Below are 23,968 nucleotides of genomic sequence, written 5' to 3' on the forward strand. Positions count from 1 at the left end.
TCAGGTTACAGGCATCAGATGTCGTGGTCGTGGCCAAGTCCCGACTTCCTACCCCTGAAGCCTGAGAGCCCCCGAAAGGGGCGACCCGAAGCCCGAAGCCTCTAAAACACCACCGGCAGCGAGTCGGGGCCGCGGTTGGCTGCGTTGCGGTACCACTTTATCTCTCGGTCGTCGTCCAGGCGCAGGTCCGGCATGCGGCGGAAGAGGGTCGCCAGCGAGATCCTGGCCTCCTCCATCGCGAGCAGCGCCCCCAGGCAGCCGTGCGGGCCGTGGCCGAAGCTGAGGGTGGGACCGCGTTTCTTCGTGATGTCGAAGCGGTCCGGGTCGGGGAAGCGGGCGGCGTCGCGGTTGGCCGAGGCGATGCTCAGCTGCACGATCTGGCCGGCGTGGATGGTCTCGCCGCCCATCTCGACGTCTTCCAGGGCTATGCGGGGGATCAGGGTAACGGGCGGCTCGTAGCGGAGGGTCTCCTCTATCGCGCCGTCGAGCAGGGATGGGTCTTCTTTCAGCTTTGCGAACTGGTCGGGGTGGGTGAGGAGCAAGTAGACGGCGTTGCCGATCAGGTTCCTCGGGGCGACGTGGCCCGCGAGCAGCAAGAGCATCGCGTTCGCGACCACCTCTTCCTCGGAGATCTCGGCCGGGTCCGCGCCGGCAAGCAGCCCGAGAAAGTCCTCCCGCGGGTGCTCCCGCCTCTCGGCGAGGAGTTCTTTGGTGTACCCGATCATCTCCGTGGCGCTTCGCACCATGTCGCGGGTCGTCTCGACCGTTATCGGCACGACGTTGAAGAACCCTATGAAGTCGACGGACCACTGCACCACCCTGTCCCTGTCCTTCTCGGGGAAACCGAGAAAGTCAGAGAGCACGTACGCCGGCAACAGGAAGGCGAAATCAGCCGAGTCGTCCAGCCTTCCAGTCTCCCGCACCCGGTCCAGAAGCTCGTCGGCGATCTGCTGGATCTGACCCCGGAGGCCCCGTATGGCCTCCGCATTGAAGCCGCGGTGCAGGAACTTCCGAAGCCTGGCGTGGTCGGGCTCGTCGTTCATGAGCACGAACATCTCCAGGTACGGCGCGACTTTTCTCAGATCCTCCCTGACCTCCTCGGGCGCCGCGTCTACGAACCCCTTCATCCGGTCTGCGCTCATCCTCGGGTCCGAGAAGAGCTTCGAGACGTCCTCGTGCCCGAAGGCGAACCACTGGTCCAGCGTCTCGTGGTAGAAGATGGGCCTGTTCTCCCTGAAGTACGCGAGGTCGGGGAACGGGTCGTCGAGCTTCTCCGGGACGTTCAGAAAGAACTCGTCGGTCTCCCTGGCGTCGATCCTCTCGGTCACCTGGCCTCCTCGCTCCCGCGAACGAAACGGTCGTCCTTTCGACGCCGGGCAGTATACAGAAGGGGCGGTTCCCGGGCGAAAGCAACAGTTTGTTAGAGGTCTGCGCCATCATGTAGCCATTGGAAAGGATCATGGCTACAATGGGGCATCGAGTAGTCCGCAGCAAGAGAGGAACCTCCGAAACCATGATGAACAAGTACCGTCTCATGTCGCCCGGACCGACGCCGATACCGCCGGAGGTCTCGGCGGCGGGGGCGTTGCCGATCATCCACCACAGGACGCCCGAGTTCGGCGAGGTCTTTACCAGGGTCAACGAGGCCCTGAAAAGGGTCTTTTTGACGGAGAACGACGTGTTCACGTACGCGGCGAGCGGGACGGGGGCCTTCGAGGGCGCCGTCCAGAACCTGTTCTCGCCCGGGGACAAGATCCTGGTCGTCAATAACGGCAACTTCGGCGGTCGCTGGGTGAAGGTCGGCAAGGCCTTCGGCCTCGAGGTGACGGAACTGAAGTACGACTGGGGCCAGAAGGCGGACAACGACGAGGTCGCGGAGGCCCTGGCGAACGACCCGGAGATAAAGGCCGCCGTCTGCGTGCTCTCGGAGACCTCGACCGGCACCGTCAACGACATCGAGGGCTTCGCGAAGGCCGCGTCGAACGTCGTGACCATCGTGGACGCGGTCTCTGGCCTCGGGGCGTGCGAGCTGCGCACCGACGACTGGGGCATCGACGTGGTGGTCGCGGGCTCGCAGAAGGCCCTGATGACGCCGCCCGGCCTCGGGTTCGTGAGCGTCAGCGAACGGGCGATGCGGATGCACGAAGAGGCAAAGATGCCCCGCTTCTACTTCGACTGGACGGCGGCCAAGAAGGCCTACGCCAAGGACCCGGCCCAGACCGCCTGGACGCCCGCCGTAAGCCTCATCATCCAGCTCGACGTCGCCCTGCGGCAGCTTCTTGACGAGGGGGTGGAGAACGTTTTCGGGCGCCACGTACTGCTCGGGCGCGCCTCGCGCGAGGGCATAAAGGGGATGGGGCTCTCGCTCTTCGGGCCGGACGAGGATCTGAATAGCGCCGTTACGGCGGCGTGGGTGCCAGAGGGGGTTGATGGGAAGCAATTGGTCCGCATGATCTTCCGGGAGCACGGGATCCAGATCGCCGGCGGCCAGGCGGACATGGCCGGCAGGATCTTCCGCATCGGCCACTGCGGCTACTTCGACGCCTTCGACATTATCGCCACGATAGCCGCCACGGAGCTTGCGCTCGAATCGCTGGACTTCCCCGTCGAGCTTGGGAAGGGCGTCGGCGCGGCCCAGCGGGTCTTCTCCAAGAGCGGGGTGACCGCTTGAAGGTCCTGATCCCCGAGAAGCTCGCCGAACCGGGCATCGAGCTTCTGAAGAAGGACTTCGACGTGGACGTCCTCCTCGACCTGAGCGCGGACGAGCTGTTGGAGAAGATCGGCGAGTACGACGGCCTCATCATCCGCAGCGCCACCCGGGTGACGGCCGAGGTGATAGACCGGGCGGACAACCTGAAGGCCATAGGCCGCGCCGGCATCGGCGTGGACAACATAGACATAGAGGCGGCCACCAAGCGCGGCGTCATCGTCGCCAACGCCCCGGAGAGCAACACCGTTGCCGCGGCCGAGCACACTTTAGGCCTCATGCTCGCCGCCGCCAGGCGCATCCCCGCGGCCGACGCCTCGCTCAAAAACGGGGAGTGGAAGCGGAGCGCGTTCAAGGGTGTCGAGGTCAGGGAGAAGACGCTGGGGCTCGTGGGCCTCGGCCACGTCGGGGCCATCGTCGCCCGCGGCGCCATAGGCATGGGGATGAAGGTCCTGGCCTACGACCCTTACGTCTCGGAGGATAGGATGCGCTCGATGAACGTCGAGCGGGCCGAGACCACCGACGAGGTCTTCGAGAACGCCGACTTTATCTCCCTGCACGTCCCGCGCACGCCGCAGACGATGGGGCTCGTGAACGAGCAGTCCCTCGCGAAGATGAAGCCAACCGCCTACCTGATAAACGTGGCGCGCGGGGGCATCGTGGACGAGACGGCGCTCTACAACGCTCTGAAAGAGGGCGTTGTAGGCGGGGCCGCGCTCGACGTCTTCGCCGAGGAGCCCACGACGGAGTCCCCGATCTTCTCCCTCCCCAACGTCGTGGTCACCCCGCACCTCGGCGCCAGCACGGCGGAAGCCCAGGACCGGGCCGGCATCACGGCCGCCGAACAGGTGGCCACCGCGCTCAGGGGACAGGTCCCGATGCACGCCATAAACGCCCCCGTGCCGGTCGGGGAAGGCGCGGAGTTCGTGGCCCAGTTCTCCGGGCTGTGCGAGGAACTGGGCAGCCTGCTCTACCAGCTAACCGACCGCCCCGGGGACACGCTCAAGGTCGAGTACAGGGGCGAGGTGGCGAACTTCGACACCCGCCTGCTCGACGTCTCGGCCCAGAAGGGCCTGCTTGCGCCGATGGTCTTCGAGCCGCTCAACTTCGTGAACACCCCCATCCTCGCGAAGGAGAGGGGCCTGCGCCTGGAGACCGCCAGGATCTCCGAGAGCCACGACTACACGAGCCTCGTCGTGCTCAGGCTCGACGGCGAGGGCGGGGAGAACGTGGTGAGCGGGACTTTGAGCGGCCCGAAGATGCAGCCTCGGCTGGTCGAGGCGATGGGCTTCGACTTCGACGTGGTGCCCGAGAAGCACATGCTCTTCATCCGGAACGAGGACGTGCCCGGTATGATCGGCAGGGTCGGCACCATCCTCGGCGAGCACGGCATAAACATCGGCAACATGGCGGTGGGCCGTGGCGAGCCGGGCTCCCGCGCCGCGATGGCCGTCACCGTCGACGAGCCCGTCCCCGACGACGTCCTCAAGACCTTCCTCCAGACGCCGGGCTTCAACGAGGCCCGCGCGGTAACGCTGTGATGGCGAGCCTGGACGAGATCCTTGCCCGCTACCGCTCGTACGGCCCGACCTTCAGGCCGGGTGAGAAGGCCCCGTTCTCCGGCACCTTCGTCTGCGATCGGGGGACGATGCTGCCCCCTATCCGGGTCCAGCTGGCCAAGGGCGAGGAGTTCCCGGAGGCCGAGAACCTCGGAGAGCACACCCGCTGGAGGCAGACGAACATCCAGGCGTAGGGTAGGCATCAGGCCGCAGGTATCAGCAGTCAGGTGAAGTCATCCCGGTTGCGATTGTGGTCCGGGCAACGTCGCATAAGCACCCTCTGAAGCCTGATGCCTGAAACCTGTACGTTCGGGGTACTCTAGCGGGGTCGAGTAACGTCTTTACCGGGAGGCTCTATGAAGGTCGGATATTTCCTTTCTTGCGAAGAGTTCGGGCCGGGGGAGTTGGTAGAGCAGGCGCGGATGGCCGAGGAGGCGGGGTTCGAGGCGCTGTGGATCAGCGACCATTACCATCCCTGGGTCGAGGCGCAGGGCAACAGCCCGTTCGTGTGGAGCGTGATAGGGGGCCTCTCCCAGACGACGGCGCTGCCCGTTACTACCGCCGTCACCTGCCCGACGATGCGTATCCACCCGGCCGTTATCGCGCAGGCCGCCGCGACCTCCGCCGTGATGCTCGGGGGGCGCTTCAACCTGGGCATCGGCACCGGAGAGGCGCTGAACGAGCACATCTTCGGCGACGCGTGGCCCTCGGCCGACGTGAGGCTCGAGATGCTTGAGGAGTCGGTGGAGGTCATGCGCCTCTTGTGGGAGGGCGGCACGAAGGACTACGAGGGCCGGCACTACGTCGTGGAGAACGCCAGAATCTACACGCTGCCCGACGAGCCGCCGCCCGTTCTCATCTCCGGGTTCGGCCCGAAGGCCGTGCGGCTTGCGGCGGAGATCGGGGACGGTTACGTGAACGTCGGCCCCGACGCGGAGCTTCTGGAACTCTACCGTTCTTCGGGCGGCGGGAACAAGCCCGCGCACAGCGCCTTCAAGGCCTGCTACGGGGACGACGAGGCGGAGTGCGTGAGGACGGCGCACCGCACTTGGCCGAACGAGGGGCTGCCCGGGGAGCTGGCGCAGGTCCTGCCGACGCCTCGGCACTTCGAGCAGGCCAGCCAACTCGTTACGGAGGAGATGATGGCCGAGGCGGTGCCCTGCGGGCCGGACCCCGAGAAGTATCGTGGGATGCTGCGGCAGTTCGCCGAGGCCGGCTACGACGAGGTCTACGTGCAGCAGATCGGCCCCAACCAGAAAGCCTTCTTCGACTTCTTCGGCAAGGAGATCCTGCCGGAGTTCGGCTAGAGAAAACCCTTCAAGACCTTCCTCCCCGCGCCCGGATATAATCCGCAGGAATTCTTCTTTTCTCGCGGGGAGGTCGGTTGTGGGCAAAAAAGGCGGGAGTTTCGCTACCACGTTCGTTCTGGCGCTGGTCATCGTCGTCTTGAGCGTGGGGCTCGGCGTCGGGATCAGCCGCTTCGACTTCGCCGAGAGGGTGCCTTTGTTGGGTCCGCTCCTGCAGGAGAGGCCGGCCCGGACGACCACGAGCCCGGTCGTCGTCGAGGGGGTCAGGGAGCTCGATCAACTCGCCACCGTGCGCACTACCGAGTCGATCATAGTGACGCGTGAGAGCGGAGGAGACTTTCTGGAGCGTCTGTTCTCCGGCGAGGAAGTCCTCCTTGTGGCGTCCGGGAACGTCGAGGCGGGGGTGGATCTCTCGGAGATAGGCGACGGTGACGTGGAGGTCAGGGACGACACCGTCACGATTCGCCTGCCCGAGCCGGAGGTCCTCTCCGCCAGCCTGGACGAAGACAGGACCCGCGTCTACGACCGCGACTACAGCCTCCTGAACGTGCGGCCCGACGACGACCTGGTGGAAGAGGCCCGCGCCACGGCGGAGGAGAGGATCGAGGCAGCCGCCCGCGAGAACGGCGTCCTCGGCACCGCGGAGACGAACGCCGAGAACTCGATCCGTGCTTTCGTAGAGGTTCTGGGCTTCAAAGAGGTGCGTTTCGAGTAAGGTGCTCCGGTTCGGGGGTGCGTTCGGCGTCTTTGGGCTGTAACCTGTAGGCGGCACGGACCCCGACGGGAGTCGGAGCGCCAGGCGATGACGGCACCGCGCAGCACCGGAGGAAACCCCACGCGGACTTTTGCCCGGCCGGGCCGGACGGGCGGTTCGCCGCTGCAGCTGTCGAGCTTTGTGGGGCGGGAGAGGGAGATCGGGGAGGTCGAGCACCTCCTCGAACAGACCCGCCTGCTCACGTTGACGGGCTCGGGCGGCGCTGGCAAGACCCGCCTCGCGCTCGCGGCCGTGGACCGGGTCGCCTACAGGTTCGCAGACGGTGTGGCGTGGGTGTGGCTCTCCGGGATCTCTGAGGGGGACCTCGTACCCGGCGCCGTCGCGTCGGCCGTTGGCGCGCGGGAGGCGCCGGGGCTCTCGCCCGTCGAGTCAGCCGTCGAGTGCCTGGAGGACGGGGAGTTTCTCCTCGTCCTGGACAACTGCGAGCATCTGGTGGAGGAGTGCGCGGCCCTGGCCGACCTGCTGCTGCGGTCCTGCCCTGGGTTGAAGCTCCTGACCACCAGCCGGGAGCTCCTGAACGTGGCGGGTGAGGTCGCCTGGCGGGTGCCTTCGCTCTCACTTCCGGACCCGAAAAGCGCGCAGGACCCCGCGGACCTCTTGCGCTTCGGGGCCGTCAGGCTCTTCGTCGAGCGGGCCGCGGCGGCGGCGCCCGGCTTCGCGCTGGACAAAGACAACGCGGCGGCGGTCGTGGACGTCTGCGAGAGGCTCGACGGTATACCCCTCGCCATAGAGTTGGCGGCGGCCCGGGTGAAGGTGCTTTCGGTGGAGCAGGTCGACCGCCGCCTCGACGACGCCCTCGGGCTTCTCACGGAAGGAAGGAGGTCCGCCGTTCCCCGTCACAGGACCTTGCGCGGCGCGCTCGACTGGAGCCACGAGTTGCTCCCGGAGCAGGAGCGGGTCCTTTTTCGCCGGCTCGCGGTGTTCGTGGACGGGTTCGGGATAGGGATGGCCGAGAAGGTCTGCGCGGGCGACGGCCTGGAAGAGGACGCCGTGTTGCTCTTGCTCTCGCGCCTGGTGGATAAATCCCTGGTCTACGTGGTCGACAGGGACGGGGAAGCCCGCTACAGGCTGCTGGCGATGGTCCGCCAGTACGCGCAGGAGAAGCTCGGATACTCTTCGGAAGGGCCGGGGATCCGGCGCCGGCACGCCGCCTCTTTCGTGGAGTTCGCCGAACGCGCGGAGCCGGAACTCCTCGGCGCCGGCCAGGAGGCCTGGCTCGACCGCCTGGAGTCGGACCTCGGCAACCTCCGGGCGGCGATGGGCTGGGCCCTCGGCCCGGCCGGGCGCGACGCCGAGACGGGGCTGAGGCTGGCCGGCGCCCTGTGGCGCTTCTGTTACCTGCGCGGCCACTACGGGCAGGGCCGCGGCTGGCTCGAGGGGGCGCTCGCGCTAGAAGGGCCGGCCCCCGCGGCGGCGCGCGCGAAGGCCCTCACCGGGGCCGGCGTCCTCGCCCTGCTCCGGTGCGACTACGAACGGGCCGAAGAGCGGCTTGGGGAGGGGCTCACGCTCCACCGGGAGCTCGGCGACCGGCCCGGCGAGGCCTCGGCCCTGCAGATGCTCGGTAGCGTGGCGCGGGAGCGCGGCCGGTACGCCCGGGCCGAGGCGTACCACGAGGAGAGCCTGGCGTTGTGGCGCGGGCTCGGCGACGGATACGAGGCCGCCCGCTCGCTCAACTACCTCGGGTTCGTGGCCTGGTTGCAAGAAAAATACGCTCGGACCGTGGAGCTGTGCGAGTCGTCCCTGGAGACTTTTCGGGATCTCGGGGATGCGGAGGGGGTTACGTGGGCCCTGATCAACCTCGGCTCCGCCGCGCTTTACGGCGGAGAGCCCGACAGGGCCAGGACGCTCCTCGAAGAAGCCCTCTCCGCCGCCCGCCGCGTGGGCTACAGGGAGGGTGTGGCCTGGTCCCTGAACCAGCTCGGCGCCGCCGCGCACCGTAGTGGGGATGGCCCCGGTGCCGGGAAGATGCTGCGGGAGAGCCTGAAGGTGCATCGGGAACTGGGCGACCGGTGGCGGATCGCCAGCGTGATCGAAGGCCTCGCAACAGCGGCGCGGGTCCTCCCGGAGCGGTCCGCGAGGCTCTTCGGGGCGGCGGAGGCCCTGCGCGAGAGCCTCTCCGCCCCGATACCCCCCGTGGAGCGGGCCGACCGCGACGACGGGCTCGCCGCCGCGCGCGCCGCCCTTGGCGAAGAGCGGTTCGAGAAGGCGCTGGCCGCGGGACGGGCGGTGGGCCTCGAAGAGGCCACGGCCCTCGCCATGCAAGAAGCGCCGGCCCCCCGCTCGGCCGCCCCGATGCCGCACGGCTTGAGCGCGCGCGAGGTCGAGGTCCTGGGATTGGTCGCAGAGGGGCTCACGAACGCCGAGGTAGCCGAGAAGCTGTTCCTGAGCCCCCGCACCGTGGGCCACCATCTCCGAACCATCTACAGAAAACTCGGCGTCCCCTCGCGGGCCGCCGCCGCCAAAGCCGCGCTCGAACGAGGGCTGATCTAGGCCGATAGCCGTCGGCTTTCAGCCATCAGCTTTCAGCAAGACCGGAAATCGAGGGCAGGCGCCGCTTCTTTCTACGACGTTTGCGTTACGCATTCCTGCCTGGCCAACCGATTTCGCCTTCGGAATGAAGTTGCGTAGGTCTACCGATGGACGGGCACCCCCTCGCTCCTAACATCTTTCTGCAAGCTCCCGAAAAGTTTTCAAGCCTGAGTCGGACGGAGGAGACGAGGTCGGTCGGCGAGGGCCACAGAGAAAGGAAAGCGCGTGTCGAAAGAAGAGAACAAGAGGACTATCCGGCGCATCTACGACGAGCTTTGGAACGAACGGAAGCTGGAGGTAGCCGACGAGCTGATCGCCAGAGGTGCCGTCAACTACGATACCGGGTTCGTCGCGCAGCCGTTCGGCCCCGAAGAGATGAAAAGGACCGTCAGGGTGGTCACCGTCGGCTTCCCGGACAACCGCCACGAGGTGGAAGAGGTGGTGGCCGAGGGCGACGCGGTCGTCTTGCGCTGCACCCTGACCGGCACCCACGAGGGGGAGTTCATGGGCATGCCGCCGACCGGCAGGAGGATAGAGGTGGGCGAGATCCACATCTACCGCTTGAGGGAAGGCAAGGCTGTCGAGCACCGCGTCGGCCGCGACGACCTGGGCGCCATGCGCCAGCTTGGCGTCATCCACGCCCCCGAACCGTCCATCGACGCGGCAAGGAGCGCGTAATGGGCATCTTTTCGAAGTGCCGCAACGGCGGCCTCAAGCTGTTGTGTCCGGTGGCGCGTCGGACTACCCCGTTCGCGCCCGACGTCGACGGGTTGCAAGAGATCTCCGCGCTTTCCACGGAAACGGCCCTGCGAAAGGCCGTCCCGTTCCTGGAAGATCTCGCAGAGGACCCCTCCTTTCTGGAGGTCGAGGTCCCCTCGATCCTGAATGAGGCGGAGGGGGCCGAGAACTGGTACGTGGCCCGTCGCCACGAGGGCGACGCCTACTCCCTGCAGGTCTTCGTCTGGCCCTCGGGTACGGGGACCAGGGTCCACGACCACTCCTCCTGGGGCGTCTACCGCTGCGTCGCGGGCTCCTTGCTGGAGAAACGCTACACGCGCCTCGACGACGGCTCCCGCCCCGACCACGCCCGTCTGGAGAAGGCGTGGCAGATCCGGTGGAGCCCGGATGACGGTGCCTCGACCGTGCTGCCGGGCGATGGAGGCATCCACAGCATGACGAACCTGGGAGACGAGACCGCCGTCTCGGTCCACCTCTACGGTCCGAGAACGGCGGGGATCGACGGCCGGGACTACGACCCCTCCCGCGACCACGTCTGCGACCGGGCAGAAGATCCGGGAGAAGCCGGCGGGCAGTCCAGGGCCGCGTAGGGCGACCCCGCAGAATCAGAATCTTTGCCGGGGGAGAACCTTTGAAAAACCAGGAGAAGATCGAAAAAACGACGAGCGCCGCGAAGCGACGAACCTACAACCCGGTTCAGAAAGATTACGCGACATTCCTCGAGACGGGCGGCGAGCGCTCCCTGGGATGCGCAGGATGATGGGGATCATAGGCAGGCACATGGAAGTCTTGCCGCCGGACGAGGTTCGGGAAAGGGTTGAATGATGAACACACTCTTGTGGACGATGCAGGCGATGCTGGCCTTCGTGTTTCTGGCGCACGGGCTGCTATTCCTGTTCCCCTCGAAAGCGATGCGCAAGATCAAGGAGCAGTCGCCGTTCCCGGCCGGGTTGATGCAGCTTATCTACGTGGCTGAGGTCCTCGCGCCGTTCGGCCTCATCTTGCCCGGCCTGACCGGGCTTCTTCCCTGGCTTACCCCGCTGGCGGCGGCCGGCCTCGTGCCCATCATGTGCGGCGCGGTGCCTTTCCACCTGTCGCGCGGGGAGGTTCCGCCGACCGTTATCACCGCCGTTTTGCTCGCGCTCGCGGCTTTCGTGGCGTACGCGAGATGGTTCGCGCTCCCGCTCTAACAAGTACACCAGACTCGAAAAAAAGGAGAAGTTATGAGCCGTGCAGGAGACGTACACGAAAATCCGGTGACCGGCGAGTACGTGGTCGTCCGCGTCGGTTCCGAGGAGTCCGGCGGGAGGCTGGCAATCGCCGACCTCTACGTCAGCCCGGGCGGGGCGGTGGCCGGGGAGCACGTCCACCCGGCCATCGAGGAGGTCTTCACGGTGGTCGCGGGTAGCGTCGGCTTTCGGGTCGACGGGCGCGAGGACGTGGCCGGACCGGGTCGCAGGCTCGTCGTCCCGCCCGGGGTCGCCCATTACTGGTGGAATGCCGGGGACGAGGAGGCGCACGTCGTCGTCGAGCTGCGGGGCGAGGCGCGTCTGCTCGATGGTTTCGTAACCATGCTCTCCAACCTCTTCGGGATGGCCCGCGAGGGCAAGACGGACGCGAAGGGCAGGCCGAACCTCTTGCGGGCCGCGCTCCTCGCCAGGGAGTTCGACGACGTGATCCGCTTCGTCCAGCCCCCGCGGGCGCTGCAGAAGGTCCTGTTCGGGGTCCTCGCGCCCGTCGCGAGGCTCCTCGGTTACCGGGCCGTCTACCCCGGGTACGGACCTTCGGGGTTCGTCGAGGTCGAGCCCTGGCCCGGGTACGGGCGGTCCGGATCTTCTCGGCAACCGCAAACGGGCTGATTCGACCGCGTAGCCCGTAACGTCGACGGAACCGTCCACGGGCGTCGTGATGCCCGACGGACCACGGCGGTCCTTGCGCGTCGCATCCGGGACCCGTGAGGGAAGCACTCACCCGCGGGCCTCCCGCCGCACCCGGGTTTACAGCGGTTTGCGGAAGGATGGGGCCCATCGCGAACGGGCCACGAGTTGCGGAGGTTTTGGGACTTTCAGGTTCTTAGGCTTTTAGGGGTGGAGGGTCGGGGTCCCCTTCCGGTTTCGAGACGCGCCCCTCAAAACCTTGATGCCTCAAAACCCCAAAACCTTTATAACCTCCGGGTTCGGTCCTCGTGCAACCCGGTATATCTGGAAGATCACGCGTTTGGGTGATGCGCGGCGGCATCCGGGGCTTCAAGATACTTGGGTGCGGTCGCCGACCGACGTCGTTCCGGTGCCCGCGGAAGGATGGTTAGCAGTGTCGGGCAACGCGGTGATGGATACGAAACGGGCGCGGGGACGCCCGCCCGGCACCCCGCCGTTCGAGGTAAGCAGCCTGGTAGGACGCGGGCGGGAGCTGGCCGAGGTAAGCTCCCTGCTCGTCTCGGGCCGGCTCCTGACGCTCGTCGGACCGGGGGGATGCGGCAAGACGCGGCTCGCGCTCGCCGCCGCCAACGCGGTCGCGAACGCGGCCGGGGGTTTCCGGGACGGGGTCTTCTGGGTCGAGCTCGACGCCCTCTCGGACCCGGCGCTCCTGCCCGAGGCCGCAGCACGGGTCCTCGGTGTGCGATGGGGGACGGGCGAGTCGCCGACGGCGGCGATGCTGGACCACCTGAAGACCAGGGAGTCGCTGGTGGTGCTGGACAACTGCGAGCACCTGATCGAGGCTTGCGCCGATCTCGTAGACGCCCTGCTCCGCTCCTGTCCGGGGTTGACGGTCCTGACCACCAGCCGCGAAGCGCTCCGCCTGGCGGGTGAGGTCGCCTGGCCCGTCCCCTCGCTCTCACTTCCGGACCCGAAAAGCGCCCAGGACCCCGCGGACCTCTTGCGCTTCGGGGCCGTCAGGCTCTTCGTCGAGCGGGCCGCGGCGGCGGCGCCCGGCTTCGCGCTGGACAAAGACAACGCGGCGGACGTCGTCAGGATCTGCGGCAGGCTCGACGGCATACCCCTTGCCATCGAGCTCGCCGCCGCGAGGGTCAGGGTGCTCTCGCCGGCCCAGATCTCCGCCCGCCTCGACGACCGGTTCCTCCTGCTCACCGGCGGCGGCCGGACCGTGATGCCCCGCCACAGGACCCTGAAAGCCACCATGGACTGGAGCTACGGGCTGCTGGCCCCGGAAGAAAAGTTGCTCTTCCGCAGGCTCTCTGTGTTCGCGGGCGGTTTCTCGCTCGGGGCCGCCGAGGCGGTGGGCGCGGGCGGCGCCGTCGAGGGGAACGAGGTCCTCGGGTTGCTGTCCTGCCTGGTGGACAAGTCGCTGGTCGTCGCGGTTCCCGGCGGGGACGAGGTCCGCTACCGGATGCTCGAGACCGTGCTCCGTTACGCCGCGGAGAAGCTGGAGGAGTCGGGGGAGGCCTGTGCCGTCAGGACCAGGCACGCGGGCTTCTTCCTGGAGTTGTCCGGGGAGGCCGGCACGGGGCTTCTCGGGGAGCATCAGGTCGCGTGGCTCGGGAGGCTCGATGTCGACCAGGGCAACCTCCGCGCTGCTTTGGGATGGTACGCGAACGGGGAGGACCCCGCCCCGGCCCTGCGGATGTCGGGCGCGCTGTGGTGGTTCTGGTTTTTACGCGGGCGCTACGACGAGGGGCGCGGTTGGCTCGACGCGGCGCTCACCGCGGGCGATGACGCTCCGGCCCCGCTGCGCGCGAAGGCGCTCGTGGCGGCGGGGTATTTCGCTTTCCTGCGCTCCGAGTACGCGCCGGCGAGGTGGCGCATCGAGGAAGGCCTTGCCCTCTACCGGAGCCTCGACGACGCCCCGGGCGTCGCCGGCGCCGTACGGGTGCTCGGGAGCATCGCGCGCGAGCAGGGCCGCTACGCGGAGGCCGAGACTCTCCACTCCGAGAGCCTGGCGCTGTGCCGCGAGCACGGCGACGCCCGGGGCGTCGCCCAGTCCCTCAACCACCTCGGCTTCGTGGCCTGGCTCCGGGGGGATCTCGGCCGGGCGGAAGACCTTTGCTCGGAGGCCCTGGATGCCTTCAGGAACCTCGGCGACGGCGAAGGCGTTGCCTGGTCCTTGATGAACCTCGGGTTCGCGGCGCTCTATGGTGGAGATCACACCAGGGCGGCCGCCCTGCTGGATGAGGGCCTGGCGCTCTCCAGGAGGGCCGGTTACCGGGAGGCCGCCGCCTGGTCGCTGAACGGGCTTGGCGTCCTGGCGCGGCGCGAGGATCGGCCCGGCCGGGCGGCGGAGCTGCTTGGCGAGAGCCTGGCCCTGCACCGGGACCTCGGCGACCGGTGGCGCACGGCCAGCCTGTTCGAGGAACTGGCGGGGACCTCCGCCGACCCCGAGCGGGCGGCGATCCTGCTGGGCGCGGCCGGAGGGCTGCGCGAGGTTCTCTCGGACCCCGTGCCGCCCTGCGAGCGGCCAGACCGCGAACGCGACGCCGCGGTCGCGAGGGCCGCGCTCGGCGAGGATTCCTTCGCCGGGGCAAGGGCGAAAGGCGCGGCGATGGACCTGCACCACGTCTACGAGTACGCCCTCGAGGCGGAGGTCCGCGCGGCCCCGAACGGCGCCGACCCGGCGATGGGTCTCAGCGCCCGCGAGGTCGAGGTGCTCGGCTTCGTGGCCGAGGGTTTCACCGACCATCAGGTGGCGGGCAAGCTCTACCTCAGCCCCCGCACCGTCGGCCAGCACCTCAGGAACGTCTACCGCAAGCTCGGCGTCAACTCCCGCACCGCCGCCACGCGCGCGGCGATCGAGCACGGCCTCATCTAGAGCTGTCAGCCATCGGCTTTCGGAAGCTGGTTGCTTCTGAGGGGTGCTCTAGAACAGCCCCTTTGGAGGCCTTAGTAATGCATCGGTACTAGGCGCACCTACCACGCGCGGACTTCGCGCGATTACGTAGTTCGCGCGATGCGCAGGTGTGTCGCCGGGGGCATGCTGAGATCCGACGTTAAGGAAACAGGCCAGACAAGGTCGAAGGAGGTGAACGGCATGCGGGAGAGTTGCTACTGCGGCCGGGCGGGCGAGATCGAGGACAGAGAGCCCGTTACGGACGGCGACGGAAGGCGGGCGCTCAAGTGTCCCGATTGCGGCCATCTGGACCACCTGTCGTGGCTGTCCGCGGACGCCAGGGTCCGCGTGTTCGAAGAGGCGAAGCGCCGCGAAGCCGACCGGAGGATGCCGCTCACGGCGTGAAGAGGCGGTATTGGCCGGGGCCGGAACGCCCCGGCCCTTCTCGAACGATATGGGGTGACACAAGATGAAAAAGATGGCGGTCCTTGCGCTCGTGACGATGCTCGTACTGGTTCCGGCCGGGGCGGCGATGGCGGCAAACCTCGTCGGTACCAGCGCGCCCGAGACAATATCGGGCACCGGTTCAAAAGACGTGATCAAGGGCCTTGGGGGCGGCGACGCGCTCCACGGCCTGGGCGGCGCGGACGGCGTCTACGGCGGCTTCGGTGACGACCTGATCCGGGGCGGCCCCGGCGGGGACAACCCCGGCTTCGACATCGGCCCCAACGTTCCCGGCCTCTACGGCAGCTTCGGCGACGACCGGGTCGAGGGCAACGGCGGTGACGACCTGATAGTGGGCGGGTCGGGCGCCGACCTCTTGCTCGGCGGTGCCGGCGACGACCGGATCGGCGACCCGGGTCCGGATTCTGTCGACGTGATCCGCTGCGGAACCGGCGAGGATTTCGTGGAAGCCGGCCACAACGACGTCGTGGACCCCGACTGCGAGAGGGTGAACCGCTCGTAGGGGAGATCGGAAGGAGAACGGACATGAAAGAGTCGGTAAAGCACGCCGGGATCATCGGCAGCGTCCCCGGTGCGGCCGGGCGCGAGGTCCCGTCGAAGTCGGGCTGGATCTCCCTGATAGACGATACCGCGCGTCGGCTGACGCGCCGCGAACCACGCACCACCGCGGTCGATACGGACACGCGGACCGGGGAGCGAAACGCGCGCGACCCCGGTACGTCCCGTTCCGCGCTAGACGCGGGCCTTACAGGGGGCATGACGTTCCTGTTCGACGGGTCCGGGAAGGGCCGGAGGCGCTGACGCCGGGGGTTCCGGGAGTCACCACCGCCAGGACCGGATCTGTAATCGGCGCGGTCCAAGACCACGGCGCGGCTATCTCCGCCCGCCTCCGCGATCCCGACGCAAACGGCGTCGCGTCGTACCGATGCACGCGAAGACGAGGAGAACCTCACGAATACCAAAGACGAGAAGCTGATCGGCCCGGGCGAGGGTGCGTATCTTCCGGTCCTGGACATAGTCCACAAGGTCACGGCGGGGGCCACCGGCGGTTCGCTCGTGATCGACGAGTGGGGCCTGCCCCCGGGGCGGATGATCCCCCCGCACACCCACGCCCGCGAGGACGAATGCTCGTTCGTGCTGGAGGGCGAGCTCACGTGCTACGTCGGCGGCGAGGTCGTGGTGGCCCCGGCCGGCTCCTACGTCGTCAAGCCGCGGGCGGTACCCCACGCCTTCTACAACGCGGGCACGAAGACGGTCAGGATCATGGAGATCCTCACACCCGGCGGAAGGTTCGAGGGTTACTTCGACGAATACGAGGAGATCGTCTCGGGCGCGTTGGACGAAGACGAGCGTCGGAAAGCTCGGGCCGGGCTTGGCGAGCGCCACGGGATAACCTGGCACGACGCTCTCATCCCCGAGGTCGGCGCGCGTTTCGGCATCGAGGGCCGGGGCGACGGTTGATCCGGGTGGGGGATGTCGTTTCGAAAGGAGTAGAGATGTACCAGGAGACGGACGGCGTCGCGGCGGCGGGGGATGGTCCCGCGCGGTCACTCGTGGAAGGCGAACGACTCAAGGTCGTCCGGCTGGGCTCTGGAGCCCGCGAGGTCCCGCAGGGCGTACTGGGCCTGGACGCGATCTCGCACGCTGCCGTGGGCTCGGGGGGCATGATGAGGAGAGACGAGCAACGGCTGCGTGGCGCCCGCGCGGTGGATGAGCGTGGGGTGGCCCGTTTCTCGTCCGGGTCCATGCCTGACCGCCGTGTCCCTGACCCTGGGCCAGCAAAGCAAACGGGCATCCGCCAGGGGCCGGCGTCCGCGTGGTTTCGTTTCCTCGTGCCAGATCGGGGGGCGCGGTGACAGCCGGGGCGGGGGAGCGGGTCTCGCTCGTGACCGGCGGGACGGGCGGGATCGGCCGGACCGTGGCGCTCGGGCTCGCCCGCGGCGGCGACCGAGTCCTGTTCGTCGGCCGCAGCGAGGAGCGCGGATCTCGGGTGCTGGACGAACTGCGTCAGGCACTCCCCGGGGTGGACCACGTCTTCCTGCCGGCGGACCTCTCGCTTCTCTCGGAGACGGCCCGCGTGGCCGATAGGGTGGCACGTCTCTCCGACCGGCTTGACGCGGCGGTGTTCTGCGCCGGCATTCTGTCCACCATACCGGAGTGGACGTCCGAGGGCCTCGAGCGCAACTTCGTTCTCAACTACCTCACCCGCTACCTGCTGGCGCGGCGGCTGTTGCCCGTCTTGACCGAAGCGCCCTCGGGACGTCTGGTCCTCGTCTCGAACGCGGGGATGTACGGGGACAGCCTGGACTTCGACGACCTGCAGCACCGTCGGGGTAGGCCCGGGACGCGGGTGGCAGGCCGCACCCAGTTCGCAAACGACCTGCTGTGCGTGGAGCTGGCTGACCGGCTGCGCGGCACACGGGTGGAGGTGACGTGCGTATTCCCCGGCGTGACGGACACCGGCGTCTTCCGCAACGCCCGCGGCCTGCCACGGGTTATGCGCGCCCTGGCGCCTGTGGTCCTGCGCCTGCTGGCGTCGTCGCCCGAAACGGCGGCCCGCACACCGGTCTACCTTGCGCAGGATGCTCGGGCCACGGGCACCGGGGGCCGCTTCTACGGCCCGAAGCTGGAAGAGCGCAAGGTCCCGAAGCGCGCGCAAAGACAGGAAAGGCGGAGCGGGTTGTGGGCCGCCAGCGAGAAACTCGTGCGGCCGTACCTGGAACAGGTCGGATCTAAAGGAGAGACGAAATGACGAAGCAACGGACGACCGATCTCGAAAAGATGAACGAACAGGAAGCGGCCCGCTTCCTGACCGGGCTGCTGTCCAGGCTCGACCCCGAAGAGGAATACGACGCGCGGCACCCGGAAGACTACGTGATGGAGATGCCCCAGTCCGGGGAGCGTTTTCGGGGCAGGGAGAACCTGCGAATGATGCAGGAGGCCTACCCCACCACCCAACCTCCATCCGTCCGGTTGCGCCGGGTGCTGGTCAGGGAGGGGCTGTGGGTCGTCGAGGGGGTCAGCTACTACGGGGACAGGCGAGCATCCGACGTGGTGATGATCTCCGAGCTGCGCGACGGGAGGATGTGGCGGGACAGGTGGTACTTCGCCGAGCCGTTCGAGGCCCCGGAGTGGCGGGCGCGGTGGGTCGAGAGGATGGGGCGTGACGCGTTTGAGACCCGGCCTAGCGGCTACTGAACACACCCATGGCTCTAAGCAGCGATCAAAGGAGGCCGGTTTTGTACGGCATGAGTGAGTACCTGCTGATCATGCACGAGGTCCAGAAGGCCCGCATGGCGCGCCACCGGAATGAGAGGGCGTGTCCGAAGAGGAGCGTGCCCGAAGGGGGAAAGCTGCGACGCGCAGGCCCGAGGGTGGTTCCACCCTGTCCAGCATACGTCGCGCATCGTCCATGAGAGACAAAATCGAAAGGAAGCGTCGTGGACTTCTCTCACTTGTTTTTGATCGCCTGGACGGGCTTGATTTTCGCCGTTCTCGGTGAGATCTGGCTGGTCCAGATCGTCGTCTACCCCTTGTTCGGGAAGGTTGGGGAGGCCGAGTACACCGCCTACCACAAGTTCTACAGCAGCCGCATCCCGCTGCCCGTGATCGTCCCCGGTTTTGCCAGCTTTCTCTTGACGATACCGCTTGTCTTCCTCGCGCCGGAATCCGTGCCGCTCTGGATGTTGCTCGCGAACCTCGCGTGCGGGGTGGTCGGCCTGCTGGTCACCGTTGCGCTCGAAATACCGCGCCACGCCAGGCTGGAGAACGGCGGCAAGCAGGTGAAGGTGATCCGGGAGCTCGTCCGCTACAACTGGCCCCGAACCTTCTCCATCACGGGCTCGGCCTTACTGACTTTGCTGATGCTCCTCTCGGCCTTCCGGCCGGCGTGATGGCGGCGCGGGCGGGCTCGGGGGGTTCTCCCGCCCCTGGAGGGCCCCCGCCCCGGAATGCGGGCGTTACGCTGTTGCGGGTGGCCTGGCTCGCCGTCGCGCTCGGCCTTGCGATGGAGGGGCTGTTGCTGCTGCTCGCCGCCGGGTTTGGGGAGGCTCTTGGTCTCAAGGCGCTCGTGGCTGACGTGATCCGGAACGTCACCTGGTCCGTCTTTGTGTGCGTGGGCCTCGCCGTCGGGACGACGATCTCGAGGATCCAGGTTCCCGCGATGGGTCTCTTCGGGCTCCTCGCGGCACCCCTGGCCTTCGAGGTCTCCCGGACCGTCCACAAGGGAACCCTCCAGGCGCTCGCCGTCTCAGGCGCCGAGGGTGCCGCGGCCTCGCCGGTGCTGCTCGCCTTCGTCAAGGGCGTCGAGTACGGGTGCCTCGGGCTCCTGGTCGGCTGGCTCGGGAACCGCTCCTGGGGAGGGGCGCTGGCGCACGTCGGGGTAGGCCTCGCCGTCGGGCTCGTTTTCGGCGGCACGATCCTGGCCCTCACCCTCGGCGCTTCGCCGGGCCCCGTGCCGACGGCCGATCTTTTATCCCAGGGCCTCAACGAGCTCCTCTTTCCCGTAGGCTGCTCCCTCGTGCTCTTCTCCGCCGGCGCGCTGGGGAGGAGGATGCCGCCCCAGGGTTCTCGAGCAGCTTCTTGAGGATCGCGAGCCTACGCCCGAAGAGAGGAACCAGAGATGGACGTATCGGGACCCGCGCCCACCCTAAAGACGGAGCGGCTTACGCTGCGACCGCTCGGCGCGGCCGACCTCGAAGACCTGCACCGCATCTCGAACGAGCCGGCGGTGCGCCGCCACCTGTGGGACGACGAGCCCGTGTCCAGGGCCGCTCTCCGGGCTCTCATCGCCCGGAGCCGGCGTACTTTCTCTTCGCGGAACGTCGGCCTCTTCGGCGTGAGGTTTCGCAGTGGGGCTGACCTGCTCGGTTTCTGCGGCCTGGTCCGTCTGGACGGCATGGAAGAGATGGAACTCGCGTACGAGTTGACACGGGAGGTCTGGGGCAGGGGGCTCGCGACGGAGGCGGCGCTTGCCTGCCTGCGGCACGCCTTCGAAGAGGCGGGGCTGGAGCGCGTGATCGCCGGCGCCGACCCGCCCAACACGGCCTCGCTCCGCGTCATCGAGAAGCTCGGCATGAAGCCCGCCGGCAACCTCAACCCCCTGGCCCCGGACGAGCCCTACTACGCCCTCCACCGGACGGAGCTCCCGCACAAGACGAACGATCAGAACAAATAAAGCTATCAGCGGTCTGCTATCAGCTTTCGGCCATGGACAAGAAAGCTGAGGGCTGAGAGCGCAGGCCGCCAGGCCGAAGCGGGCTGATCGCTGACGGCGCGGTTTTCGTGAACGCTGCTGTTACCTCGCCGCCTTGCTCCTCGCCTGCGGGACCTTCGTGGCACCCTCGCCGTCCGGGCTCTCGGGCTCGTAGGCGAGGTTGGGTGAGAGCCACCTCTCAGCCTCCCCGAGCGTCCAGCCCTTGCGGTCTGCGTAGTCCTGGACCTGGTCGCGTCCGATCTCGGAGACCCCGAAATACGTGGACTCCGGGTGAGAGAAGTAGTAGCCGCTGACCGCGGCCCCAGGCGTCATCGCGCAGCTCTCGGTGAGCGAGATGCCGGCGTTCTCCTCGGCGCCGAGGAGGTTCCAGATGGTGCGCTTCTCGGTGTGCTCGGGGCAGGCCGGATACCCGGGCGCCGGCCTGATGCCCCTGTACTCCTCCCGGATGATGGCATCGGTCTCCAGATCCTCGTCCGCCGCGTAGCCCCAGAACTCCGTGCGGACGCGACGGTGGAGCAACTCCGCGAAGGCCTCGGCGAGACGGTCGGCCAGGGCCTTTACCATGATGGCGTTGTAGACGTCGTTCTCCTCCTCGAAGCGCCGCGCCGCCTCGTCGGCCCCGATGCCGGCCGTCACCGCGAAGAGCCCCACGTGGTCTGCTAGGCCCGTCTCCTTGGGTGCCACGAAGTCGGCGAGCGAGCGGTTCGGGCGGCCCGGCGGCTTCTGCTTCTGCTGGCGGAGCTGGTGCAGGTTCGTCAGCACCTCCTCGCGCGATTCGTCCGCGTAGACCTCCAGCGAGTCGTTTGGCAGGGCGTTGGCGGGAAAGAGGCCGAAGACGGCGCGGGCCGTCAGCCACTTCTCCGCGATGATGCGGTCGAGGAGTTCCTGGGCGTCGGCGAAGAGCTTGCGCGCCTCCTCGCCCTTCTCCGGGTCGTCGAGGATGCGGGGGTAGCTCGCCTTGAGTTGCCAGGAGTGGAAGAAGGGCGTCCAGTCGATGTAGGCCCGGATCTCCTCCAGCGGGTAATCCTCGAACGTCCGCACGCCGAGCACTTTCGGCTCCGGCGGCTCGTAGCCTTCCCAGTCGATCCTCGCCCGGTTCGCCCGCGCCCTCTCCAGCGTGGCCAGCCTCGTCCTGGACCGGCGTCCCGCGTGCTTGCGGCGGACCTCCTCGTACTCTGCGGCGACACCGGCCGCGTAGTCGTCCTTCTTGTTCTCGCTCACGAGGTTCTGGGCGACGCCGACGGCGCGGGAGGCGTCCTTGACGTGTATGACGGGCTGCCCGTAGCCGGGCGCTATCTTTACCGCCGTGTGCGTCTGGGACGTCGTTGCCCCACCTATGAGCAGCGGCAACTCGAAGCCCTCGCGCTGCATCTCGCCAGCCACGTGAACCATCTCGTCCAACGAAGGCGTGATGAGCCCCGAGAGGCCTATGATGTCCGCGCCCTTCTCCTTCGCGGTTTGAAGGATCTTGGCCGCCGGCACCATCACCCCGAGGTCTATAACCTCGAAGTTGTTGCACTGCAAGACCACGCCGACGATGTTCTTGCCGATGTCGTGGACGTCGCCCTTGACCGTGGCCATGACGACCGTGCCGTTGGGCTTGCGGGCCTCGCCCTTCTCTTCCTCTATAAACGGTATGAGGTACGCCACGGCCTTCTTCATGACCCTGGCGCTCTTGACCACTTGCGGCAGGAACATCTTTCCCGCCCCGAACAGGTCCCCGACCACGTTCATCCCGTCCATCAGGGGACCCTCGATCACGTCCAGCGGACGCTCCGCCCTCTGGCGCGCCTGCTCGGTGTCGTCCTCCGCGAACTCCGCTATCCCCTTGACGAGCGCGTGCTCCAACCGCTTCTCGACGGGCCAAGAGCGCCACTCCTGCGCCTCTTCCTCGGCCTCCTCGCCCCTGTCCCTGTACTTCTCGGCGAGGTCCAGGAGACGCTCGGTGGCGTCGTCGCGGCGGTTCATGACTACGTCCTCGACGGCCTCGCGCAGCTCCTCGTCTATGTCGTCGTAGACCGCGAGCTGGCCCGCGTTCACGATGCCCATGGTCAGGCCTGCTCTTATCGCGTGGTAAAGGAAGACGGCGTGGATCGCCTCGCGCACCGGGTTGTTGCCCCTGAAGGAGAACGAGACGTTCGAGATGCCGCCGGAAGTCCTGGCGTGGGGGAGGGTCTCGGTTATCTCCCGAACCGCCTCTATAAAGTCGACGCCGTAGTTGTTGTGCTCGTCTATGCCGGTCGCGATGGCGAAGACGTTGGGGTCGAAGATGATGTCCTCGGCCGGGAAGCCGACTTCTTCGGTAAGGAGTTTGTAGGCGCGGGTGCAGATCTCGACCTTCCGGTCCTTCGTGTCGGCCTGCCCCTGCTCGTCGAAGGCCATCACGATCACGGCCGCCCCGTACCGCTTTAGCAGCCTCGCCTGCCGGACGAACTCCTCCTCGCCCTCCTTCATGCTGATGGAGTTGACGACGGCCTTGCCCTGCACCCGCTTCAGGCCCGCCTCGATGATCGACCACTTGGAGGAGTCGATCATGACCGGGATCCTTGAGATATCCGGCTCGGCCGCGACGAGGTTCAAGAACTCGACCATCGCCTCCTCGCCGTCGAGCATACCCTCGTCCATGTTGACGTCTATTACCTGCGCGCCGTTCTCCACCTGCTGGCGGGCGACGTCCAGCGCCGTCTCGTAGTCGCCGGCAAGGATCAGGTCCTTGAACCGCGCGGACCCCGTCACGTTCGTCCGCTCCCCGACGTTCACGAACAGCGAGTCGGGCCCGATGTTGAGCGCTTCGAGCCCCGAGAGGCGCAACCTGGGCTCGAGCTCGGGCAACTCGCGCGGGGGATGGCCCGCGACGGCCTCGGCTATCGCCCTGATGTGCTCGGGCGTCGTGCCGCAGCAGCCGCCGACGATGTTCAGCCAGCCGTTCGCCGCCCAGTCCCCGATCTCCTGCGCCATGAACTCCGGCGTCTCGTCGTACTCGCCGAACTCGTTGGGCAGCCCCGCGTTCGGGTAGGCGCTAATGTGCGTCTCCGAGATCCTGGCAAGCTCCTCGATGTACTGCCTGAGCTCTTTGGAACCCAGGGCGCAGTTCAGCCCGATGCTGATCGGCTCCGCGTGCCTGACGGAGTTGTAGAAGGCCTCCGTCACCTGCCCCGAGAGCGTCCGCCCGCTCGCGTCGGTGATGGTGCCCGAGATCATGACTGGCACCTCCAGCCCCTCTTCGTCCAGGTACTCCTGAATCCCGAAGATCGCGGCCTTCGCGTTGAGCGTGTCGAAGATGGTCTCGACGAGAAGCAGGTCCACCCCGCCCTCCACGAGCCCCCGCGTCTCCTCCTTGTAAGCTTCTTTCAGCTCGTCGAACGCGACGTTCCTGAAGCCGGGGTTGTTCACGTCCGGCGAGAGCGAAGCCGTCCGGTTCGTCGGCCCGAGCGCCCCCGCCACGAACCGCGGCTTTTCCGGAGTGTTGTCCGAATAAGAATCGGCCGCTTCGCGGGCGACGCGGGCCGCCTCGAAGTTCAGCTCGTAGGCGAGGTCCCCCATCCCGTAGTCCCTCTGGGCGATAGAGGTAGAGGAGAAGGTATTCGTCTCGATGATGTCCGCGCCCACGTCCAGGACCGCCTCGTGGATGTCGCGGATGATCCCCGGCTGGGTGATCGAGAGCAGGTCATTGTTCCCCTTGATCTCCCCCGGGCGGTCTGCGAAGCGCTCCCCGCGGTAGTCCTCCTCCGAGAGGTCGTAGGACTGGATCATGGTCCCCATGGCGCAATCCAATACCAGGATGCGCTCCTTCAAGGCGGCCTGGAATCTCTCCAACCTGGCCGCCCGCTCTTCACGAATCGTGTCGTCTCTAAGAACCATATGCCTCTATTCTAGCTGTCAGCTTTCAGC

23 protein-coding genes are annotated in these 23,968 nt (G+C 67.5%); 21 read left to right on the forward strand and 2 right to left on the reverse strand.

The window, feature by feature from the left end:
* Positions 1–101: 101 nt before the first annotated feature.
* Positions 102–1,328: a cytochrome P450 gene (locus GBA63_RS06480; protein ID WP_166174541.1), complete on the reverse strand. Its 1,227-nt coding sequence runs from the start codon at positions 1,326–1,328 to the stop codon at positions 102–104.
* Between the two features lie 131 nt (positions 1,329–1,459).
* Between GBA63_RS06480 and GBA63_RS06485 the strand changes: the two genes are divergently transcribed.
* The 21 genes from GBA63_RS06485 (at position 1,460) to GBA63_RS06585 (ending at position 20,038) form a co-directional block, all read left to right on the forward strand.
* A complete protein-coding gene (locus GBA63_RS06485) occupies positions 1,460–2,671 on the forward strand; it encodes a pyridoxal-phosphate-dependent aminotransferase family protein (protein ID WP_207957105.1) in 1,212 nt (403 codons plus the stop codon).
* Positions 2,668–4,248 carry a phosphoglycerate dehydrogenase gene (gene serA, locus GBA63_RS06490; RefSeq protein ID WP_207957106.1) on the forward strand — a complete coding sequence of 527 codons (1,581 nt, stop codon included), beginning with the start codon at positions 2,668–2,670 and terminating at the stop codon, positions 4,246–4,248. The genes GBA63_RS06485 and serA overlap by 4 nt, the downstream gene beginning before the upstream one ends.
* Complete coding sequence (locus GBA63_RS06495) at positions 4,248–4,460, forward strand: YjzC family protein (protein ID WP_166174543.1); 213 nt, start codon at positions 4,248–4,250, stop codon at positions 4,458–4,460. Before serA ends, GBA63_RS06495 begins: the two co-directional genes overlap by 1 nt.
* Positions 4,461–4,622: 162 nt before the next feature.
* On the forward strand, positions 4,623–5,573 hold the full coding sequence (locus GBA63_RS06500) for an LLM class F420-dependent oxidoreductase (protein WP_166174545.1): 951 nt from the start codon (positions 4,623–4,625) through the stop codon (positions 5,571–5,573).
* A gap of 79 nt (positions 5,574–5,652) precedes the next feature.
* A complete protein-coding gene (locus GBA63_RS06505; RefSeq protein ID WP_166174547.1) occupies positions 5,653–6,288 on the forward strand; it encodes a DUF4230 domain-containing protein in 636 nt (211 codons plus the stop codon).
* A gap of 87 nt (positions 6,289–6,375) precedes the next feature.
* Complete coding sequence (locus GBA63_RS06510) at positions 6,376–8,838, forward strand: tetratricopeptide repeat protein (RefSeq protein ID WP_166174549.1); 2,463 nt, start codon at positions 6,376–6,378, stop codon at positions 8,836–8,838.
* A 264-nt stretch (positions 8,839–9,102) separates the two neighbouring features.
* Positions 9,103–9,555, forward strand: a complete 453-nt coding sequence (locus GBA63_RS06515; RefSeq protein WP_166174551.1) for an ester cyclase — start codon at positions 9,103–9,105, stop codon at positions 9,553–9,555.
* Positions 9,555–10,205, forward strand: coding sequence for a cysteine dioxygenase (locus tag GBA63_RS06520; RefSeq protein ID WP_166174553.1), 651 nt, complete (start codon positions 9,555–9,557; stop codon positions 10,203–10,205). The genes GBA63_RS06515 and GBA63_RS06520 overlap by 1 nt, the downstream gene beginning before the upstream one ends.
* A 234-nt stretch (positions 10,206–10,439) precedes the next feature.
* Positions 10,440–10,805, forward strand: a complete 366-nt coding sequence (locus GBA63_RS06525) for a DoxX family protein (RefSeq protein ID WP_166174554.1) — start codon at positions 10,440–10,442, stop codon at positions 10,803–10,805.
* A 33-nt stretch (positions 10,806–10,838) separates the two neighbouring features.
* On the forward strand, positions 10,839–11,474 hold the full coding sequence (locus tag GBA63_RS06530) for a cupin domain-containing protein (protein WP_166174556.1): 636 nt from the start codon (positions 10,839–10,841) through the stop codon (positions 11,472–11,474).
* 451 nt (positions 11,475–11,925) lie between these two features.
* On the forward strand, positions 11,926–14,379 hold the full coding sequence (locus tag GBA63_RS06535; RefSeq protein ID WP_166174558.1) for a tetratricopeptide repeat protein: 2,454 nt from the start codon (positions 11,926–11,928) through the stop codon (positions 14,377–14,379).
* A gap of 219 nt (positions 14,380–14,598) precedes the next feature.
* A complete protein-coding gene (locus GBA63_RS06540) occupies positions 14,599–14,802 on the forward strand; it encodes a hypothetical protein (protein WP_166174560.1) in 204 nt (67 codons plus the stop codon).
* Positions 14,803–14,875: 73 nt separating this feature from the next.
* A complete protein-coding gene (locus GBA63_RS06545; RefSeq protein ID WP_166174562.1) occupies positions 14,876–15,364 on the forward strand; it encodes a calcium-binding protein in 489 nt (162 codons plus the stop codon).
* 23 nt (positions 15,365–15,387) lie between these two features.
* Positions 15,388–15,663 carry a hypothetical protein gene (locus GBA63_RS06550; protein WP_166174564.1) on the forward strand — a complete coding sequence of 92 codons (276 nt, stop codon included), beginning with the start codon at positions 15,388–15,390 and terminating at the stop codon, positions 15,661–15,663.
* Between the two features lie 255 nt (positions 15,664–15,918).
* Positions 15,919–16,323 (forward strand): cupin domain-containing protein, encoded by a 405-nt coding sequence (locus GBA63_RS06555; RefSeq protein ID WP_166174566.1) that lies wholly within the window; start codon positions 15,919–15,921, stop codon positions 16,321–16,323.
* A gap of 35 nt (positions 16,324–16,358) precedes the next feature.
* Positions 16,359–16,718 carry a hypothetical protein gene (locus tag GBA63_RS06560; RefSeq protein ID WP_166174568.1) on the forward strand — a complete coding sequence of 120 codons (360 nt, stop codon included), beginning with the start codon at positions 16,359–16,361 and terminating at the stop codon, positions 16,716–16,718.
* On the forward strand, positions 16,715–17,614 hold the full coding sequence (locus GBA63_RS06565; protein ID WP_166174570.1) for an SDR family NAD(P)-dependent oxidoreductase: 900 nt from the start codon (positions 16,715–16,717) through the stop codon (positions 17,612–17,614). The genes GBA63_RS06560 and GBA63_RS06565 overlap by 4 nt, the downstream gene beginning before the upstream one ends.
* Positions 17,611–18,060, forward strand: a complete 450-nt coding sequence (locus GBA63_RS06570) for a nuclear transport factor 2-like protein (protein ID WP_166174572.1) — start codon at positions 17,611–17,613, stop codon at positions 18,058–18,060. The genes GBA63_RS06565 and GBA63_RS06570 overlap by 4 nt, the downstream gene beginning before the upstream one ends.
* A 242-nt stretch (positions 18,061–18,302) precedes the next feature.
* Entirely contained in the window at positions 18,303–18,755 is a 453-nt protein-coding gene (locus tag GBA63_RS06575; RefSeq protein WP_166174574.1) for a hypothetical protein, read from the forward strand.
* 74 nt (positions 18,756–18,829) lie between these two features.
* Positions 18,830–19,447, forward strand: a complete 618-nt coding sequence (locus GBA63_RS06580; protein ID WP_166174576.1) for a hypothetical protein — start codon at positions 18,830–18,832, stop codon at positions 19,445–19,447.
* A gap of 36 nt (positions 19,448–19,483) precedes the next feature.
* On the forward strand, positions 19,484–20,038 hold the full coding sequence (locus GBA63_RS06585) for a GNAT family N-acetyltransferase (protein WP_166174578.1): 555 nt from the start codon (positions 19,484–19,486) through the stop codon (positions 20,036–20,038).
* A 120-nt stretch (positions 20,039–20,158) separates the two neighbouring features.
* Here GBA63_RS06585 and metH read toward each other — a convergent pair whose 3' ends face one another.
* A complete protein-coding gene (metH, locus tag GBA63_RS06590) occupies positions 20,159–23,938 on the reverse strand; it encodes a methionine synthase (RefSeq protein WP_166174580.1) in 3,780 nt (1,259 codons plus the stop codon).
* Between the last annotated feature and the right edge of the window lie 30 nt (positions 23,939–23,968).

The sequence above is a fragment of the Rubrobacter tropicus genome, from assembly GCF_011492945.1.
GTDB lineage: Bacteria > Actinomycetota > Rubrobacteria > Rubrobacterales > Rubrobacteraceae > Rubrobacter_D > Rubrobacter_D tropicus.

Bases quoted from the DNA above. Each gene is read 5' to 3' on its own strand.
- GBA63_RS06550 (WP_166174564.1), top strand. From the start codon at position 15,388: ATGAAAGAGTCGGTAAAGCACGCCGGGATCATCGGCAGCGTCCCCGGT.
- GBA63_RS06485 (WP_207957105.1), top strand. From the start codon at position 1,460: ATGGCTACAATGGGGCATCGAGTAGTCCGCAGCAAGAGAGGAACCTCC.
- GBA63_RS06500 (WP_166174545.1), top strand. From the start codon at position 4,623: ATGAAGGTCGGATATTTCCTTTCTTGCGAAGAGTTCGGGCCGGGGGAG.
- GBA63_RS06585 (WP_166174578.1), top strand. From the start codon at position 19,484: ATGGACGTATCGGGACCCGCGCCCACCCTAAAGACGGAGCGGCTTACG.
- GBA63_RS06540 (WP_166174560.1), top strand. From the start codon at position 14,599: ATGCGGGAGAGTTGCTACTGCGGCCGGGCGGGCGAGATCGAGGACAGA.
- GBA63_RS06530 (WP_166174556.1), top strand. From the start codon at position 10,839: ATGAGCCGTGCAGGAGACGTACACGAAAATCCGGTGACCGGCGAGTAC.
- GBA63_RS06510 (WP_166174549.1), top strand. From the start codon at position 6,376: ATGACGGCACCGCGCAGCACCGGAGGAAACCCCACGCGGACTTTTGCC.
- GBA63_RS06560 (WP_166174568.1), top strand. From the start codon at position 16,359: ATGTACCAGGAGACGGACGGCGTCGCGGCGGCGGGGGATGGTCCCGCG.
- GBA63_RS06495 (WP_166174543.1), top strand. From the start codon at position 4,248: ATGGCGAGCCTGGACGAGATCCTTGCCCGCTACCGCTCGTACGGCCCG.
- GBA63_RS06520 (WP_166174553.1), top strand. From the start codon at position 9,555: ATGGGCATCTTTTCGAAGTGCCGCAACGGCGGCCTCAAGCTGTTGTGT.
- metH (WP_166174580.1), bottom strand. From the start codon at position 23,938: ATGGTTCTTAGAGACGACACGATTCGTGAAGAGCGGGCGGCCAGGTTG.
- GBA63_RS06525 (WP_166174554.1), top strand. From the start codon at position 10,440: ATGAACACACTCTTGTGGACGATGCAGGCGATGCTGGCCTTCGTGTTT.
- GBA63_RS06570 (WP_166174572.1), top strand. From the start codon at position 17,611: ATGACGAAGCAACGGACGACCGATCTCGAAAAGATGAACGAACAGGAA.
- GBA63_RS06545 (WP_166174562.1), top strand. From the start codon at position 14,876: ATGGCGGTCCTTGCGCTCGTGACGATGCTCGTACTGGTTCCGGCCGGG.